Source organism: Streptomyces sp. NPDC043867 (genome assembly GCF_056435845.1).
This window is the reverse complement of the sequence record NZ_JBWKDS010000039.1, coordinates 56,555-68,567: the sequence shown is the minus strand read 5'-3', so window position 1 is coordinate 68,567 and position 12,013 is coordinate 56,555. Positions and strand designations below refer to the sequence as shown.

General features: G+C 72.7%; 13 protein-coding genes. 5 read left to right on the top strand and 8 right to left on the bottom strand.

All coding sequences use genetic code 11. The features are described from left to right. Positions 1-502: 502 nt before the first annotated feature. Entirely contained in the window at positions 503-1,516 is a 1,014-nt protein-coding gene (locus AC069T_RS30370; protein ID WP_478785793.1) for a small ribosomal subunit Rsm22 family protein, read from the top strand. Between the two features lie 140 nt (positions 1,517-1,656). Here the strand turns inward: AC069T_RS30370 and AC069T_RS30365 are convergent, their stop codons facing one another. Further along, positions 1,657-1,902 carry a DUF6243 family protein gene (locus AC069T_RS30365; RefSeq protein ID WP_478785792.1) on the bottom strand — a complete coding sequence of 82 codons (246 nt, stop codon included), beginning with the start codon at positions 1,900-1,902 and terminating at the stop codon, positions 1,657-1,659. A 107-nt stretch (positions 1,903-2,009) separates the two neighbouring features. On the opposite strand from AC069T_RS30365, the gene AC069T_RS30360 reads away from it, so the two are divergent. Further along, positions 2,010-2,642, top strand: coding sequence for a TetR/AcrR family transcriptional regulator (locus tag AC069T_RS30360; protein ID WP_478785791.1), 633 nt, complete (start codon positions 2,010-2,012; stop codon positions 2,640-2,642). On the opposite strand, the gene AC069T_RS30355 is transcribed toward AC069T_RS30360, so the two are convergent. Beyond that, complete coding sequence (locus tag AC069T_RS30355) at positions 2,621-3,568, bottom strand: glycerophosphodiester phosphodiesterase (protein WP_478785790.1); 948 nt, start codon at positions 3,566-3,568, stop codon at positions 2,621-2,623. The two genes, AC069T_RS30360 and AC069T_RS30355, sit on opposite strands and share 22 nt — an antisense overlap. Positions 3,569-3,736: 168 nt before the next feature. Here AC069T_RS30355 and AC069T_RS30350 point away from each other — a divergent pair, with 168 nt between their 5' ends. Further along, complete coding sequence (locus AC069T_RS30350; RefSeq protein WP_478785789.1) at positions 3,737-4,462, top strand: bifunctional DNA primase/polymerase; 726 nt, start codon at positions 3,737-3,739, stop codon at positions 4,460-4,462. A 14-nt stretch (positions 4,463-4,476) separates the two neighbouring features. Here AC069T_RS30350 and AC069T_RS30345 read toward each other — a convergent pair whose 3' ends face one another. From AC069T_RS30345 to efeO, 4 genes are all read right to left on the bottom strand, one after another. Next, complete coding sequence (locus AC069T_RS30345) at positions 4,477-5,463, bottom strand: SCO2278 family lipoprotein (protein WP_478785788.1); 987 nt, start codon at positions 5,461-5,463, stop codon at positions 4,477-4,479. 142 nt (positions 5,464-5,605) lie between these two features. Next, on the bottom strand, positions 5,606-6,481 hold the full coding sequence (efeU, locus tag AC069T_RS30340) for an iron uptake transporter permease EfeU (RefSeq protein ID WP_478785787.1): 876 nt from the start codon (positions 6,479-6,481) through the stop codon (positions 5,606-5,608). A 2-nt stretch (positions 6,482-6,483) separates the two neighbouring features. Next, positions 6,484-7,764 (bottom strand): iron uptake transporter deferrochelatase/peroxidase subunit, encoded by a 1,281-nt coding sequence (efeB, locus tag AC069T_RS30335; RefSeq protein ID WP_478785786.1) that lies wholly within the window; start codon positions 7,762-7,764, stop codon positions 6,484-6,486. Between the two features lie 13 nt (positions 7,765-7,777). Continuing rightward, the gene (gene efeO, locus AC069T_RS30330; protein WP_478785785.1) at positions 7,778-8,932 is read right to left on the bottom strand and encodes an iron uptake system protein EfeO; all 1,155 of its coding nucleotides are present in this window, start codon (positions 8,930-8,932) and stop codon (positions 7,778-7,780) included. Positions 8,933-9,267: 335 nt separating this feature from the next. Between efeO and AC069T_RS30325 the strand changes: the two genes are divergently transcribed. Then, on the top strand, positions 9,268-9,915 hold the full coding sequence (locus AC069T_RS30325; protein WP_478785784.1) for a PhzF family phenazine biosynthesis protein: 648 nt from the start codon (positions 9,268-9,270) through the stop codon (positions 9,913-9,915). Positions 9,916-9,994: 79 nt separating this feature from the next. Here AC069T_RS30325 and AC069T_RS30320 read toward each other — a convergent pair whose 3' ends face one another. Both AC069T_RS30320 and map read right to left on the bottom strand, forming a co-directional pair. Then, positions 9,995-10,672 carry a biliverdin-producing heme oxygenase gene (locus AC069T_RS30320; RefSeq protein WP_478785783.1) on the bottom strand — a complete coding sequence of 226 codons (678 nt, stop codon included), beginning with the start codon at positions 10,670-10,672 and terminating at the stop codon, positions 9,995-9,997. 161 nt (positions 10,673-10,833) lie between these two features. Continuing rightward, positions 10,834-11,691, bottom strand: a complete 858-nt coding sequence (map, locus tag AC069T_RS30315; protein WP_478785782.1) for a type I methionyl aminopeptidase — start codon at positions 11,689-11,691, stop codon at positions 10,834-10,836. Positions 11,692-11,749: 58 nt separating this feature from the next. On the opposite strand from map, the gene AC069T_RS30310 reads away from it, so the two are divergent. After that, positions 11,750-11,980, top strand: coding sequence for a hypothetical protein (locus tag AC069T_RS30310; RefSeq protein WP_478785781.1), 231 nt, complete (start codon positions 11,750-11,752; stop codon positions 11,978-11,980). Positions 11,981-12,013: the final 33 nt, after the last annotated feature.

Sequence of the window (12,013 nt, the reverse complement as noted above, 5' to 3'; positions counted from 1 at the left end):
GGGGCGGTCCGGGTCGGCGTAGCTGTGGGCATGCGTGCCGCTCGGGGCGGCACGGGTGGGCACAGCGGCACCCCCGCAACGCCGGGTTCGCCGCCCTACCCTGGCGTGAGCTGCAACGCGGGGCGCCTGCGCAGGGGTGGGGACTGTCCCCACCGCACCCCGCCGATGCCGGGTTCGCCGTCCCACGTCGGGGTGTGCCGGGGGCGGTCCGGGTCGGCGTAGCTGTGGGCATGCGTGCCGCTCGGGGCGGCACGGGTGGGCACAGCGGCACCCCCGCAACGCCGGGTTCGCCGCCCCACCTCGGCGTGAGCTGCAACGCGGGGCGCCCCAGGCAGGGGTGGGGACTGTCCCCACCGCACCGGCCGACCCCGGGTTCGCAGCCCCACCCCGGCGTGAGCCGCAACGCGGGTGATGACCCGCACGGGGAAGGGGAACCGCGCCCACCGCCCCCGGCGGCACCACCGGACCGCCGGCCGGCCGGACGCGACCGTAGAATCGCCGGGTGACCGCCCCCGTTTCCCCCGCCGAGACCCTGCGCACCGCCCTCGCCGGGCTCCTCGACGGCCTGCCCCCCAAGGCAGCCGCGCAGTCGGTCGAGCGGCTGATCGCGAACTACCGGGGCACCACCCCGACCCACACCCCGGTCCTGCGCGACCGCGCGGACGTGACGGCGTACGCCGCGTACCGGATGCCCGCGACGTTCGAAGCGGTCCGCGCGGCACTGGACGCGCTCGCGGACGCCGTGCCCGGGTGGACGCCGGCCAGTCACGTGGACGTCGGCGGCGGCACCGGCGCGGCGACCTGGGCGGTCAGCGCGACCTGGGAGGGCGACCGCCCGGTGACGGTCCTCGACTGGGCCGAACCGGCGCTCGCCCTCGGCCGCGACATCGCCGCCGCGAACCCGGCGCTGAAGTCCGCCGAGTGGCACCGCTCCCGTATCGGATCGGCGCTCACCATCGAGGCCACCGACCTCGTCACCGTCTCCTACGTTCTCGGCGAACTCACGGAGGCCGACCGCGTCTCCGTCGTGGACGCCGCCGCGACCGCCGCCCGGACCGTCGTGATCGTCGAGCCGGGCACCCCCGACGGATACGCCCGCGTCATCGAGGCCCGCGACCGCCTGACCGGCGCCGGGTTCAGGATCGCGGCACCCTGCCCGCACAGCGCCGCCTGCCCCCTCGTGCCGGGCGAGGACTGGTGCCACTTCTCCGCCCGGGTCAGCCGGTCCTCCCTGCACCGCCAGGTCAAGGGCGGCTCCCTGGCGTACGAGGACGAGAAGTTCAGCTATGTCGCCGCCACCCGCCTTCCGGCGGAACCGGCCCCCTCCCGCGTCGTGCGCAGGCCGCAGATCCGCAAGGGCCAGGTACTCCTCGACCTGTGCGGGCCGGACGAGTCCCTGCACCGCGAGACCGTGACCAAGCGCCACGGCGCCCTCTACCGCGCGGCCCGCGACGCGGACTGGGGAGACGCCTGGCCCCCGGCCGACCAGCCCCGGCCCACGACGCGGACTGGGTAGCCTGGCCCCCGGCCGACCAGCCCCGGCCGGCCAGCCCCCGGCCCGCGACGCGGACTGGGGAGACGCCTGGCCCCCGGCCGACCAGCCCAGGAACGCATGAGCCGCGGGCGCTCCCCGCACCCGCGGCCACCCGGCACCGCTCACGACGCCCCCGGGCCCCCTTCCGCCTCCGCCGTACGCCCCTGTCCCGTCGGTCCCGCGCGGCCGTCCCTCGCGGTCTCCCCGCGCTTCTCCTGCAGCTTGCGCAGCAACTCCCGCTTCTGCGCCTGCGGATCGAGCCCGCCGCCGATCCGGCCGCCGCGACCGCCACCGCGCAGGGCCGTCCGGCCGAGCTTCTGCCGCGTCCCGCCCAAGCCCAGCATGTTTCCGTCTCCGCCTCGCGCCATCACCGGCTCCTCTCACCGCACATCATCAATACGAGACGTTTCGTCTCGCATCCGACTCTCACTGTCCAGCGAGACGCACCGTCTTGTCAACCTGTTACATTCGACCCATGGTCCAGAAGCCCGCCCCCGACGCCACCCGCCGCAGCGAGAGATCGCGCCGCGCGATCTACGACGCCGCCCTCGCCCTCGTCGGAGAGATCGGCTACCCGAGGACGACCATCGAGGGGATCGCCGCCCGCGCCGGAGTCGGCAAGCAGACGATCTACCGCTGGTGGTCCTCGAAGGCCGACGTCCTGCTGGAGGCCTTCCTCGACCTGAGCGAGCAGGCCGCCCGGGCCGCGGCCCGGCCCGGCCAGGACCCGCAGCAGCCGTACGCGATCCCGGACACCGGCGATCTCGCCGCCGACCTCAAGCTCGTCCTGCGGGCCACCGCGGACGAGCTGCTCGACCCCCGGTTCGAGGTCCCCTCCCGGGCGCTGGCCGCCGAGGGCCTCGTCGACGAGCAGCTCGGAGCCGTGTTCGTGAGCAGGCTCCTCGAACCGCAGCTCCAGCTCTACGTGCGGCGACTGCGCTCGGCTCAGGACCAGGGCGCCGTGCGCGCCGACGTCGATCCGCGCGTCGCCCTCGAACTGTTCGTCTCCCCGCTAGCCCAGCGCTGGCTCCAGCGCACCGGCCCGATCACGTACGCGTACACGGACACCCTCGTCGAGTACGCCCTCTACGGGATCGCCCCGCGCTGAGCCGCCCGCAGTGCCCGCAGCGCCCGTACGCCGTGCCGCGCCCTGAGTGCCCTGAGCGCCCGCAGGGTCCGCGCGGCCCTCGCCGTCGGCGAGGGCCGCGGCGGCCGGCGGGCCAGCCGCCCCGGCGCGTCCGTGATGACCCCGTTGCAGCCCAGCGCGAGGACCCGGTCGCGCTGGGCCGGGGTCACGACGGTGTGCGCCCACACCCGGGGGATGCCCGACCTCGCCGCCCGCCGGAGATCAGCGTCCCGGGCCCTGTGATCCACGTCGAGCAGATCCACGAAAGGCGCCCAGCGCTCGGGCCGGTCGCGGCGCATCTGGTCCGCCGAACGCCACAGCTGCGCGACCAGGCCCATGCGATGGGCGCGCCGGGCCACCTCGGGCCGGTTGGAGTTGACGAACACCGAGCGGGTCAGCCCGCGGTCGCGCAGCAGCCCGGCCAGCACGCGCAGACTCTCCGGGTCCTTGGCCTCCAGCATCAGCACGATGCGCCCGCCGAAGCGGTCCAGCACCTCGGCGACCGTCGGCGGCCGCTCCGAGCGCCAGCTGCCAGGCAGCACGTCCTTCGGCCGCAGCCGCACCCCCTGCCAGTCCCGCAGGTCCAGGTTCCGCACCGGGCCGCCCAGGTAGGTCGTGCGGTTCAGGGTCCGGTCGTGGATGACGACCATGTGCCCGTCGCGCAGCATCCGGGTGTCGAAGTCGAGTACCTGGGCCGTCCCGCGTCCGTACGCCGCCATCAGGCCGGACATGCTGTTCTCCGGGACCTCGCGGGCGCCGCCGCGGTGGGCGACGTGGACGATGCGGGGGAGTGCGTCCACGGTCAGGGGGCGGCCGCCCCACTCCAGCGGGGCCAGGGTGCCGCCGTGCACGGCGAGGGCCAGCGAGGTGAGACCGGCGATACCCGTGAGCGCAGTCCGTGTGACCATGACGACGAGGGTAGGGGTGTAAATCCCATTAAACTATGTAATGACACTCGATCCGGGCCTCAGGCCGACCACCCCACGCACCCCGGATACCGGCTCCGGCCACCCGGGGCGCAGGATGGTGGGACCATGAAGCAGTGCTGTCCGCACCACAGCAAGGCGAGGGGATAGATGAGCGCGGAGTTCGGCGGCCGTTCCGGCCGGCAGGGCAGGATCTCCCAGTGGCTGCGTGGCCGTCGCCCCAAGGAGACCGCCGACGCGGGCGACCGTGAGACCCTGCTGCTCGCCGCCGCCGGAGCCGGGCTGCCCCTCGCCCCGGCCGCTCACCCCGCCGGCTACCGGTGCTCCTGCGACCGCGTCGGCTGTCCCACCCCGGCCCGGCACCCCGTCTCCTTCGCCTGGCAGACGCAGTCCACGACCGACCGCGACCAGATCGAGCAGTGGGCCCGGCACGAGCCGCAGGCCAACTTCATCACCGCGACCGGCATGGTGCACGACGTCCTCGACGTGCCGCTCGACGCCGGGCGCGCGGCGCTGGAGCGGCTGCTCGCCGCCGGCGTCGAGGTGGGTCCCGTCGCCGAGACGGGCGACGGACGGATGCTCTTCTTCACCCTCACCCGCGGTACGCCCGAGGACGAGGACGAGTGGTGGCCCTGCGAGCTGGACTGCCACCCGGAGACCATGGACGAGCATCCCGGCCTGCGGTGGCACTGCCGCGGCTCGTACGTCCTCGTGCCCCCGGCGCAGCTGCCGGGCGGCCTGTCCGTCGACTGGGTGCGCGGCCCCGAGCACGCGCTGCCCGAACCGCTCGGCCTCATCGAGATCCTGACCGACGAGTCCGCACGCTCCGTGGGCGACGGGTCGGACCAGCTCGCCGCCTGGCCGCACGGGGGCTGACCCCGCCCCACCGGCTACTCGCCGTGCGCCGCCGTCAGCCCCTGGACGCGGCTGACGAACTCCACCTTCGGGTCCGCGGCCGTCCTCGCCGGGTCCAGGACCGCCTGGTTGGAGACGAACTCCAGCGTGAGGGACTGCTTGACCTCGCCCTTCATCAGGGCCTTGATGTTCGGGTCGGTGACGTTGAGGTCGACGCCCTGCGCTGCGGTCTGCTTCTCGAAGTGGCGCGTGCCGAAGAACACCAGCGCGCCGCCGTCCGCGGTGCGCAGCCCGGCCGGGGCGTAGTCGCCGGCCGACAGCGCCTCGTCCACGTACTGCCGGGCGAGGCCGGGCTTGCTCGCGTTCTTCCTGCGCAGCGTCCGCCAGCCGGACGTGTGGGCACCCGGCGCGAAGTCGTCGCCGCCGCTCTTCAGGTACGTCGCGTACGACCGGCTCAACTTCGCGGGGCTGACGGCCAGTTGCGTGTCACCGGCGGCGACGGGCTCGGCCCAGCCGTCCTTGTCCTTCGCGAAGGCCGGTACGTCGTCGGCGGACACCACGGTCAGATACGAGACCTGCCACACGTCGTCGGCGTCGCCCCGGGTGAAGACCAGCAGCCAACGGGAGTCGGCGGCACCCTTGTTGGCCTTGGTGTCGGCGAGGAACCAGCGGGGCCAGCCCGCCTTCTTCGGGATGGCGAACTTCGCGTCGGTCAGCTTCAGCGGCCGGTGGGCCGGGTTGCCCGACGGGTTGTTGGTGTGGCCGGCCCGCAGCTTCGCGCCGTCGATGTCGGCGAGCGGCCCGGCGACCCGGTTCGCGTCCAGGGCCGGGTCGTACGCCCGGTCGGCCTTGTTGTAGGCGGACAGGAAGTCCCGGAGAGCGCGGGCGGCTTCGGACTTCTTCGCCCCGGGGAGCACCTCGCGCTCCCCGTGCACCACCACGCATCCGCTCGCCGTGACGGACAGCGCGATCCCCGCCGCCACCGCCGGCACGGACCGCCTCAGCCTTCCAAGCCTGCTCATCGGGTCCCTTCGCCTTCCCCAGTCCCGGGCCCGAACCCTACCGGGGAACGAACGGGTCCCGGGCGCGGGGATCCGCAACCGGGCCCCCGTCGTGACCTCCGGGCACCGGACCGGACCGGCCGGGCGAGGCCGTCCGGCCGGTTCAGCTCCGGTCGGCCACCGCACCGTCGGACGCGGGCTGCGGCTGCCCGGGAGCCGGCGCCGTCCTGCCCGCGCCGAAGCCAAGCGGCCACAGGAAGACGAGCAGCGTCGGGACCAGGTACAGCGCCCACACGGTGACCTGGAGGACGGTCGGGTCGGGCTGGAAGTTGAAGACGCCCTTCAGCAGCGTGCCGTACCAGCTGGTCGGCTCGATGGTGCTGCTGATGTCGAAGGCCAGGTTGGTCAGGCCGGGGATCCAGTCGGCCTCCTGGAGGTCGTGGACGCCGTACGCGAGCACGCCCGCCGCGACCACGACCAGCATGCCGCCGGTCCAGGTGAAGAACTTGGCGAGGTTGATCCTCAGGGCGCCGCGGTAGAAGAGCCAGCCGAGCAGGATCGCGGTGGCGAGGCCCAGGGCGACGCCGATGAGGGGGCGTGGTGTCCCGTCGCTCGCGGCGTGCACCGACGCCCACACGAACAGCGCCGTCTCCAGGCCCTCCCGGCCGACCGCGAGGAACGCGGTGGCGACCAGCGCGCCCGTGCCCATCGCCAGCGCCGCGTCCAGCCTGCCGTGCAGCTCCGCCCTCAGATGCCGGGCGGTGCGCCGCATCCAGAAGACCATCCACGTCACCAGGCACACCGCCACGATCGACAGCGAGCCGCCCAGCGCCTCCTGCGCCTGGAACGTCAGCTCCTGCGAGCCGAACTCCAGCGCGCAGCCGAAGCCGAGCGCCAGGACCACGGCGACCCCGATGCCGGCCCAGATGGGCCGCAGGGCGTCCCGGCGGCCGGTCTTCACCAGGTAGGCGATCAGGATGCAGACGACGAGACTGGCCTCGAGTCCCTCGCGCAGGCCGATCAGATAGTTGCCGAACACGGCTACGCCTCCTTCGAGAACAGCGCCCGGCCCCACCAGTCGTCCTTGTCCCGGACGCCGGCGGGAACCGCGAATATCGCCGAACCCACGTGCTGGATGTACTCGTTGAGCGCGTCGGCGCGCGACAGGTTGCGCTGCACCGGGATGAAGCCCTTGCGGACGTCACGCTGGTATGCGAGGAAGAACAGCCCCGCGTCCAGGCGGCCGAGGCCGTCCGTGCCGTCGGTGAAGGAGTAGCCCCGGCGCAGGATCGTCGCCCCGTCGTTGGAGTGGGGGTGCGCGAGCCGGACGTGCGCGTCGGGCTTCATCGCCTTCAGGAACGGCTCGTCGCGCTCCTTCGCCCTGCCGACGGGAGCGCCCTCGCCCTTGTCGCGGCCGAAGACGTCCTCCTGCTCCACGAGCGAGGTGCGGTCCCACGTCTCGATGTTCATCCGGATGCGGCGGGCCACCAGGTACGAGCCGCCGGTCATCCAGTCCGGACCCTCCCCGCCCACCCACACGAACTTCTTCAGCCGGTCGGTCTCGGTGCCCGCGATGTTGCGGGTGCCGTCCTTGAAGCCCATCAGGTTGCGCGGGGTCTGCGCGTCCGGCGTCGTCGACGACGTCTTGCCGAAGCCCAGCTGGGACCAGCGGACGGCGACCTTGCCGAAACCGATCCGGGCGAGGTTGCGGATCGCGTGCACCGCGACCTGCGGGTCGTCCGCGCACGCCTGGATGCACAGGTCGCCGCCGCTGCGGGCCTTGTCCAGGTTGTCGCCCGGGAACTTCGGCAGGTCCACCAGGGCCTCGGGACGCCGGTCCCGCAGCCCGAACTTCTCGAAGAACGAGGGGCCGAACCCGATCGTCAGCGTCAGCCGTGACGGCTTGAGGCCCAGCGCTTCACCGGTGTCGTCCGGCGGCGCCTCGGCGAGACCGCCGTACGCGCCCTCGCCGACCGCGTGTCCCGCGGTCATCCGCGCGGCGGCCTGCGTCCAGTCCTTCAGCAGCTGTACGAAGGCGGCGCGGTCGTCCGTCTTCACGTCGAACGCGGCGAAGTGCAGCCGGTCCTGGACCGCGGTCGCGATGCCGGCCTGGTGCGGGCCGTGGAAGGGGACCGCGGCCCCCGTCTCGGCGCCGGCCGGCTCCACGTCGTTGCCGGCGCGGCTCATCGCCACCGCGCCGCCCGCCGCGACGGCGCCCAGCGCGAGCCCGGCGCCGCCCCAGCCGATCAGGGAACGCCGGGACGGCGTCTGCGCGCCGTCCTCGGCGGCGGTGCCGGACGTGGTCTCGGTGGTGTCCGTCATGGGGGTCCCTCGCTCACTTCACGACGGCGGCGGCGAGCTTGGACAGCGGCTCGGCGAGTGCGTTGACGGCGTCCTGGAGATCCTTGACGTCGGACTTGCCGAGCTTGTCGTACGAGACGAAGTCGTACGAGGTCTTGTCCGTGCGGTACTTGTCGAGCAGCGTGTTCAGCGCGGTGAACTGCTTGTCCAGCTCCTCGGTCAGCGCCGCGTCGTTCTCCCCGGCGACCGGCTTCAGCAGCTCGTACGCCTTCTGGGCACCCTCGACGTTGCCCTTGAAGTCGACGAGGTCGGTGTGCGAGTAGCGCTCCTCCTCGCCGGTGACCTTGCCGGTGGCGACCTCGTCGAGCAGCTCCTTGGCGCCGTTGGCCATGGAGGTCGGGGTGATCACGGCCTTGCCGACGCGCTTCTGCCAGTCGGTCAGGTCCGCGACGAGCCGGTCGGCGAGCTTCTTCTCGGTCGCGCCGATCTTCTTGTCCTGCCAGAGGGACTTCTCCAGGCGGTGCCAGCCGGTCCAGTCCTTCTCCGGGTCCTGGCCCTCCTCCAGGCCGTCCTCGCGGACGTCGACCAGCGGGTCGATGTCACCGAAGGACTCGGCGACGGGCTCGGTGCGCTCCCAGCCGAGGCGCGAGGGCGCGTACTCCTTCTTCGCGGCGTCGATGTCGCCGTCCTTGACGGCCTCGGCGAACGCCTTGGCCTTCGGCAGCGTCTCGTCGGCCTGCTCCTGTGCGTACTCGCGGTAGGCGGCGACGGCCTTGTCGAGGCGGGGGTCGCGCTTGGCGACCTTGCTGCCGCCGGTGACCGTGAGCTTCTGGCGGACGCCGTGGCCCTTCATGCCCGGACGGCAGGCGATCTCGTACGAACCGGCCTTGACCTCGGCGGTCAGCGTGTACTTGGTGCCCGGGCCGATGTTCTCCTTCTCGGAGACGATCCGGTCGTCGGGGAAGACGATCTCGACCTCGGTGGCCTTGGAGCCCTTGTTCTCGATCTTCAGGGTGACCTGGCCGGCCGGCACCGACTTCGACGAGGTGTCGCACTTGGCATCCGCGGCGGTCACCTGGATCGTGCCGCTGCCGCCCTTGGCGTCGCTCTTCTCCGTGCAGCCCGTGACGGCGGTCAGAGCGGCCGCGGTGGCGGCTGCGGTGACGACTGAGAGTCGGACGGCTCGCATGAAGGCTCCAGGTGAAAGGACGGACGAAGCGCGCGGGGCGACCCGCGCGGGAGAGTGAGGCTGGCCTAACTTATCTGAGGCTTGCCTCAGTGGTACCCACCCGTCCGGTGATTCAGCTCTCACAGGAAGCTCATGGACACGGCCTGATCACGATGGCCAAAAGTCGCCCCCAAGAGCAGGTCAAGTGGAGGTCAAGAGACCTGTTGCCCGCACGCCGGATCCCGGGAGAGCGGCCGGGGCACGGCGGGCGTACGGAGGCGCGAACGGGCGCGCGACCGCCGGTACGGGATCCGCGCGGCACCGACTCGCCGCGCGAGGAGTGTTTGAATGCGCGGGTGACTGACTTCGACGTACTGCGCGTCTTCTGCGGACCCGGCGGCGGCCACGGCAACGAACTCGGCGTCGTCCGCGAGGGATCGGTGCTGCCGGACCGCGGGGAACGGCAGGACTTCGCCGCGAAACTCGGGTACAGCGAGACCGTGTTCGTCGACGATCCCGAGCGCGGAGTCATCGACATCTACACGCCCACCCTGCGGCTGCCCTTCGCCGGGCACCCTTGCGTCGGCGCGGCCTGGCTCCTCGACGTGCCCGAACTGGTCACGCCCGCCGGGGTGGTGGGCACCCGCCTCGACGGCGAGTTCAGCTGGATCGAGGCGCGCCCGGAGTGGGCCCCGCCGCGCACGCTGCGGCAGTACGCCTCGGCCGGCGAGGTCGACGCCCTCCCCGTCCCGCCGCCCGGCGAGTGGATCTACGCCTGGGCCTGGGAGGACGAAGCCGCCGGCCGGGTCCGTGCCCGCGCCTTCCCTGGCCGCGACGACGGCATCCGGGAGGACGAGGCCACGGGAGCGGCGGCGCTGCTGCTCACCGCCCGCCTCGGCCGGGCGCTGAACATCGTCCAGGGGGCGGGCTCCCAGATCCTCACGGCGCCGCAGCCGCGGGGATGGGTCGAAGTGGGGGGCCGGGTAAGGCTGCTGCGCGGCTGACCCCGCCCCACCGGCCGGGGTGCCGGGCGGACAGGGCTTCGGGCGGACAGCGGGAACGGGCTTCGGGCGGACGGGGGCGTCAGGCGGACAGATGGAACTCCGCGGCGAGGGCGCGGAAGACCGCCGTGTTCAGCGCGAAGGCGTGCCTGACCTCGGAGACGATCCGCTGCTTCTCCAGGTCGTCCGCCCGGATCCCGTCCAGCAGTTCGCGGTAACCCCGCTTGAACGCGGCCGGGCTCGCGATGCCCTCGAACACGTAGAACCTGACCCCGTCGCCCTGGCGTGCGAAGCCCCAGGTCCGCTCCGCCCTGGCACGGAGGATCCGGCCGCCGGACAGGTCGCCGAGGTAGCGGGTGTAGTGGTGCGCCACATAGCCGCCGGGCCACTGCCGGGCGCACTCCGTGACCCGCGCCGCATACGCGCCGGTCGCGGGCAGCGGGGTGAGGGTCGAGCGCCACTGCGCGCCGCGGAGGTGGGCGAGGTCCCGCTCCAGCGCGGCCCGGCGCAGGAGTTCCGGCCGGACGAAGGGGCCGGCCACCGGATCGGCCGCCAGCCGCTCGGCATCCGCCTCCAACGCCTCGTACACGAACCACAGTTGCTCGGTGTAGCGCGCGTACGCGTCGACGCCGAGCCGGCCGCCGAGCAGGTCGCTCATGAAGGCCGAGGTCGCCGTCTCGGTGTGCTGCGCGTGGGAGGCGGCGCGGATCAGGGCCGAGAACGGCGCGTTCGCCGGGCCCGTCGTGGCCGACGCGTCCATGGAGGACCTCCGGATACTTTCCGACATCCTGTCGGCAAATCCGTACCCGGATCGCGGTCGCCCCACCCGTCGTCCCACGGAAAGGGCCCGCCCCGTGGGGGCGGGCCCGTCTCGCGGTCCGCGGCGAGGACCACGGCAGGGTTCCGGTTCCCCGGCGGCGACTACGGCAGGGTGAGGATCTCGGCGCCGCTGTCGGTGACGACCAGGGTGTGCTCGAACTGGGCCGTCCGCCTGCGGTCCTTCGTGACGACCGTCCAGCCGTCGTCCCACATGTCGTACTCGTGGGTCCCGAGCGTGAGCATGGGCTCGATGGTGAAGGTCATCCCGGGCTGGATGACGGTGGTCGCGTGCGGGCTGTCGTAGTGCGGGACGATCAGCCCGGAGTGGAACGACGAGTTGATCCCGTGGCCCGTGAAGTCACGGACCACCCCGTACCCGAACCGCTTGGCGTACGACTCGATGACCCGCCCGATGACGTTGATCTGGCGGCCGGGCCTGACCGCTTTGATGGCGCGGTCGAGGGACTCGCGGGTCCGCTCGACGAGCAGCCTGCTCTCCTCGTCGACATCGCCGACGAGGTAGGTGGCGTTGTTGTCGCCGTGCACGCCGCCGATGTACGCCGTCACGTCGAGGTTGACGATGTCGCCGTCCCGCAGGACGGTGCTGTCCGGGATGCCGTGGCAGATGACCTCGTTGACGGAGGTGCACAGCGACTTGGGGAAACCGCGGTAGCCGAGCGTCGACGGGTAGGCGCCGTGGTCGCACATGTACTCGTGTGCGGCCCGGTCCAGTTGGTCCGTCGTGACACCGGGGGCGATCAGCTTCGCGGCCTCGGCCATGGCCCGCGCCGCGATGCGCCCGGCGGCGCGCATCGCCTCGACGGTCTCCGGGGTCTGCACCTCGGGGCCGGTGTACGGCGTCGGCGCGGGCTTGCCCACGTACTCGGGACGCCTGATGTTTCCGGGGACGGAACGGGTGGGAGAGAGCTCCCCTGGTACGAGCAGCGACTGGCCAGACATGCCAGCGAGTCTAACCAGCGGCCATGGGGGAACATGTCCCTGGCGAAAGGAGCTGGTCATGGCCCTGTTCAAGAAGCGGACCGCCGGCAAGCCCGGTGAGTGGTACTACTGCCTGGAGCACAAGAAGGTCGAGGAGGGCCCCGATTGCCCCGCCAAGGACCGGTTCGGCCCCTACGCCTCCCGTAAGGAGGCCGAGCAGGCGATGGAGACCGCCCGGGAGCGGAACCTCGAGTGGGAGAACGACCCCAAGTGGCACGACCCCACCGCGAAAGGCACGGACGAGGCCTGACGGCCGGGTCCGGCCACCACCACGACGGCGGCC

What these genes read in the sequence shown, in the direction of transcription:
- AC069T_RS30365 (WP_478785792.1), bottom strand. Translation starts at nt 1,902, where the DNA reads ATGGCGCGAGGCGGAGACGGAAACATGCTGGGCTTGGGCGGGACGCGG.
- AC069T_RS30360 (WP_478785791.1), top strand. Translation starts at nt 2,010, where the DNA reads ATGGTCCAGAAGCCCGCCCCCGACGCCACCCGCCGCAGCGAGAGATCG.
- AC069T_RS30355 (WP_478785790.1), bottom strand. Translation starts at nt 3,568, where the DNA reads ATGGTCACACGGACTGCGCTCACGGGTATCGCCGGTCTCACCTCGCTG.
- AC069T_RS30350 (WP_478785789.1), top strand. Translation starts at nt 3,737, where the DNA reads ATGAGCGCGGAGTTCGGCGGCCGTTCCGGCCGGCAGGGCAGGATCTCC.
- AC069T_RS30345 (WP_478785788.1), bottom strand. Translation starts at nt 5,463, where the DNA reads ATGAGCAGGCTTGGAAGGCTGAGGCGGTCCGTGCCGGCGGTGGCGGCG.
- efeB (WP_478785786.1), bottom strand. Translation starts at nt 7,764, where the DNA reads ATGACGGACACCACCGAGACCACGTCCGGCACCGCCGCCGAGGACGGC.
- efeO (WP_478785785.1), bottom strand. Translation starts at nt 8,932, where the DNA reads ATGCGAGCCGTCCGACTCTCAGTCGTCACCGCAGCCGCCACCGCGGCC.
- AC069T_RS30320 (WP_478785783.1), bottom strand. Translation starts at nt 10,672, where the DNA reads ATGGACGCGTCGGCCACGACGGGCCCGGCGAACGCGCCGTTCTCGGCC.
- map (WP_478785782.1), bottom strand. Translation starts at nt 11,691, where the DNA reads ATGTCTGGCCAGTCGCTGCTCGTACCAGGGGAGCTCTCTCCCACCCGT.
- AC069T_RS30310 (WP_478785781.1), top strand. Translation starts at nt 11,750, where the DNA reads ATGGCCCTGTTCAAGAAGCGGACCGCCGGCAAGCCCGGTGAGTGGTAC.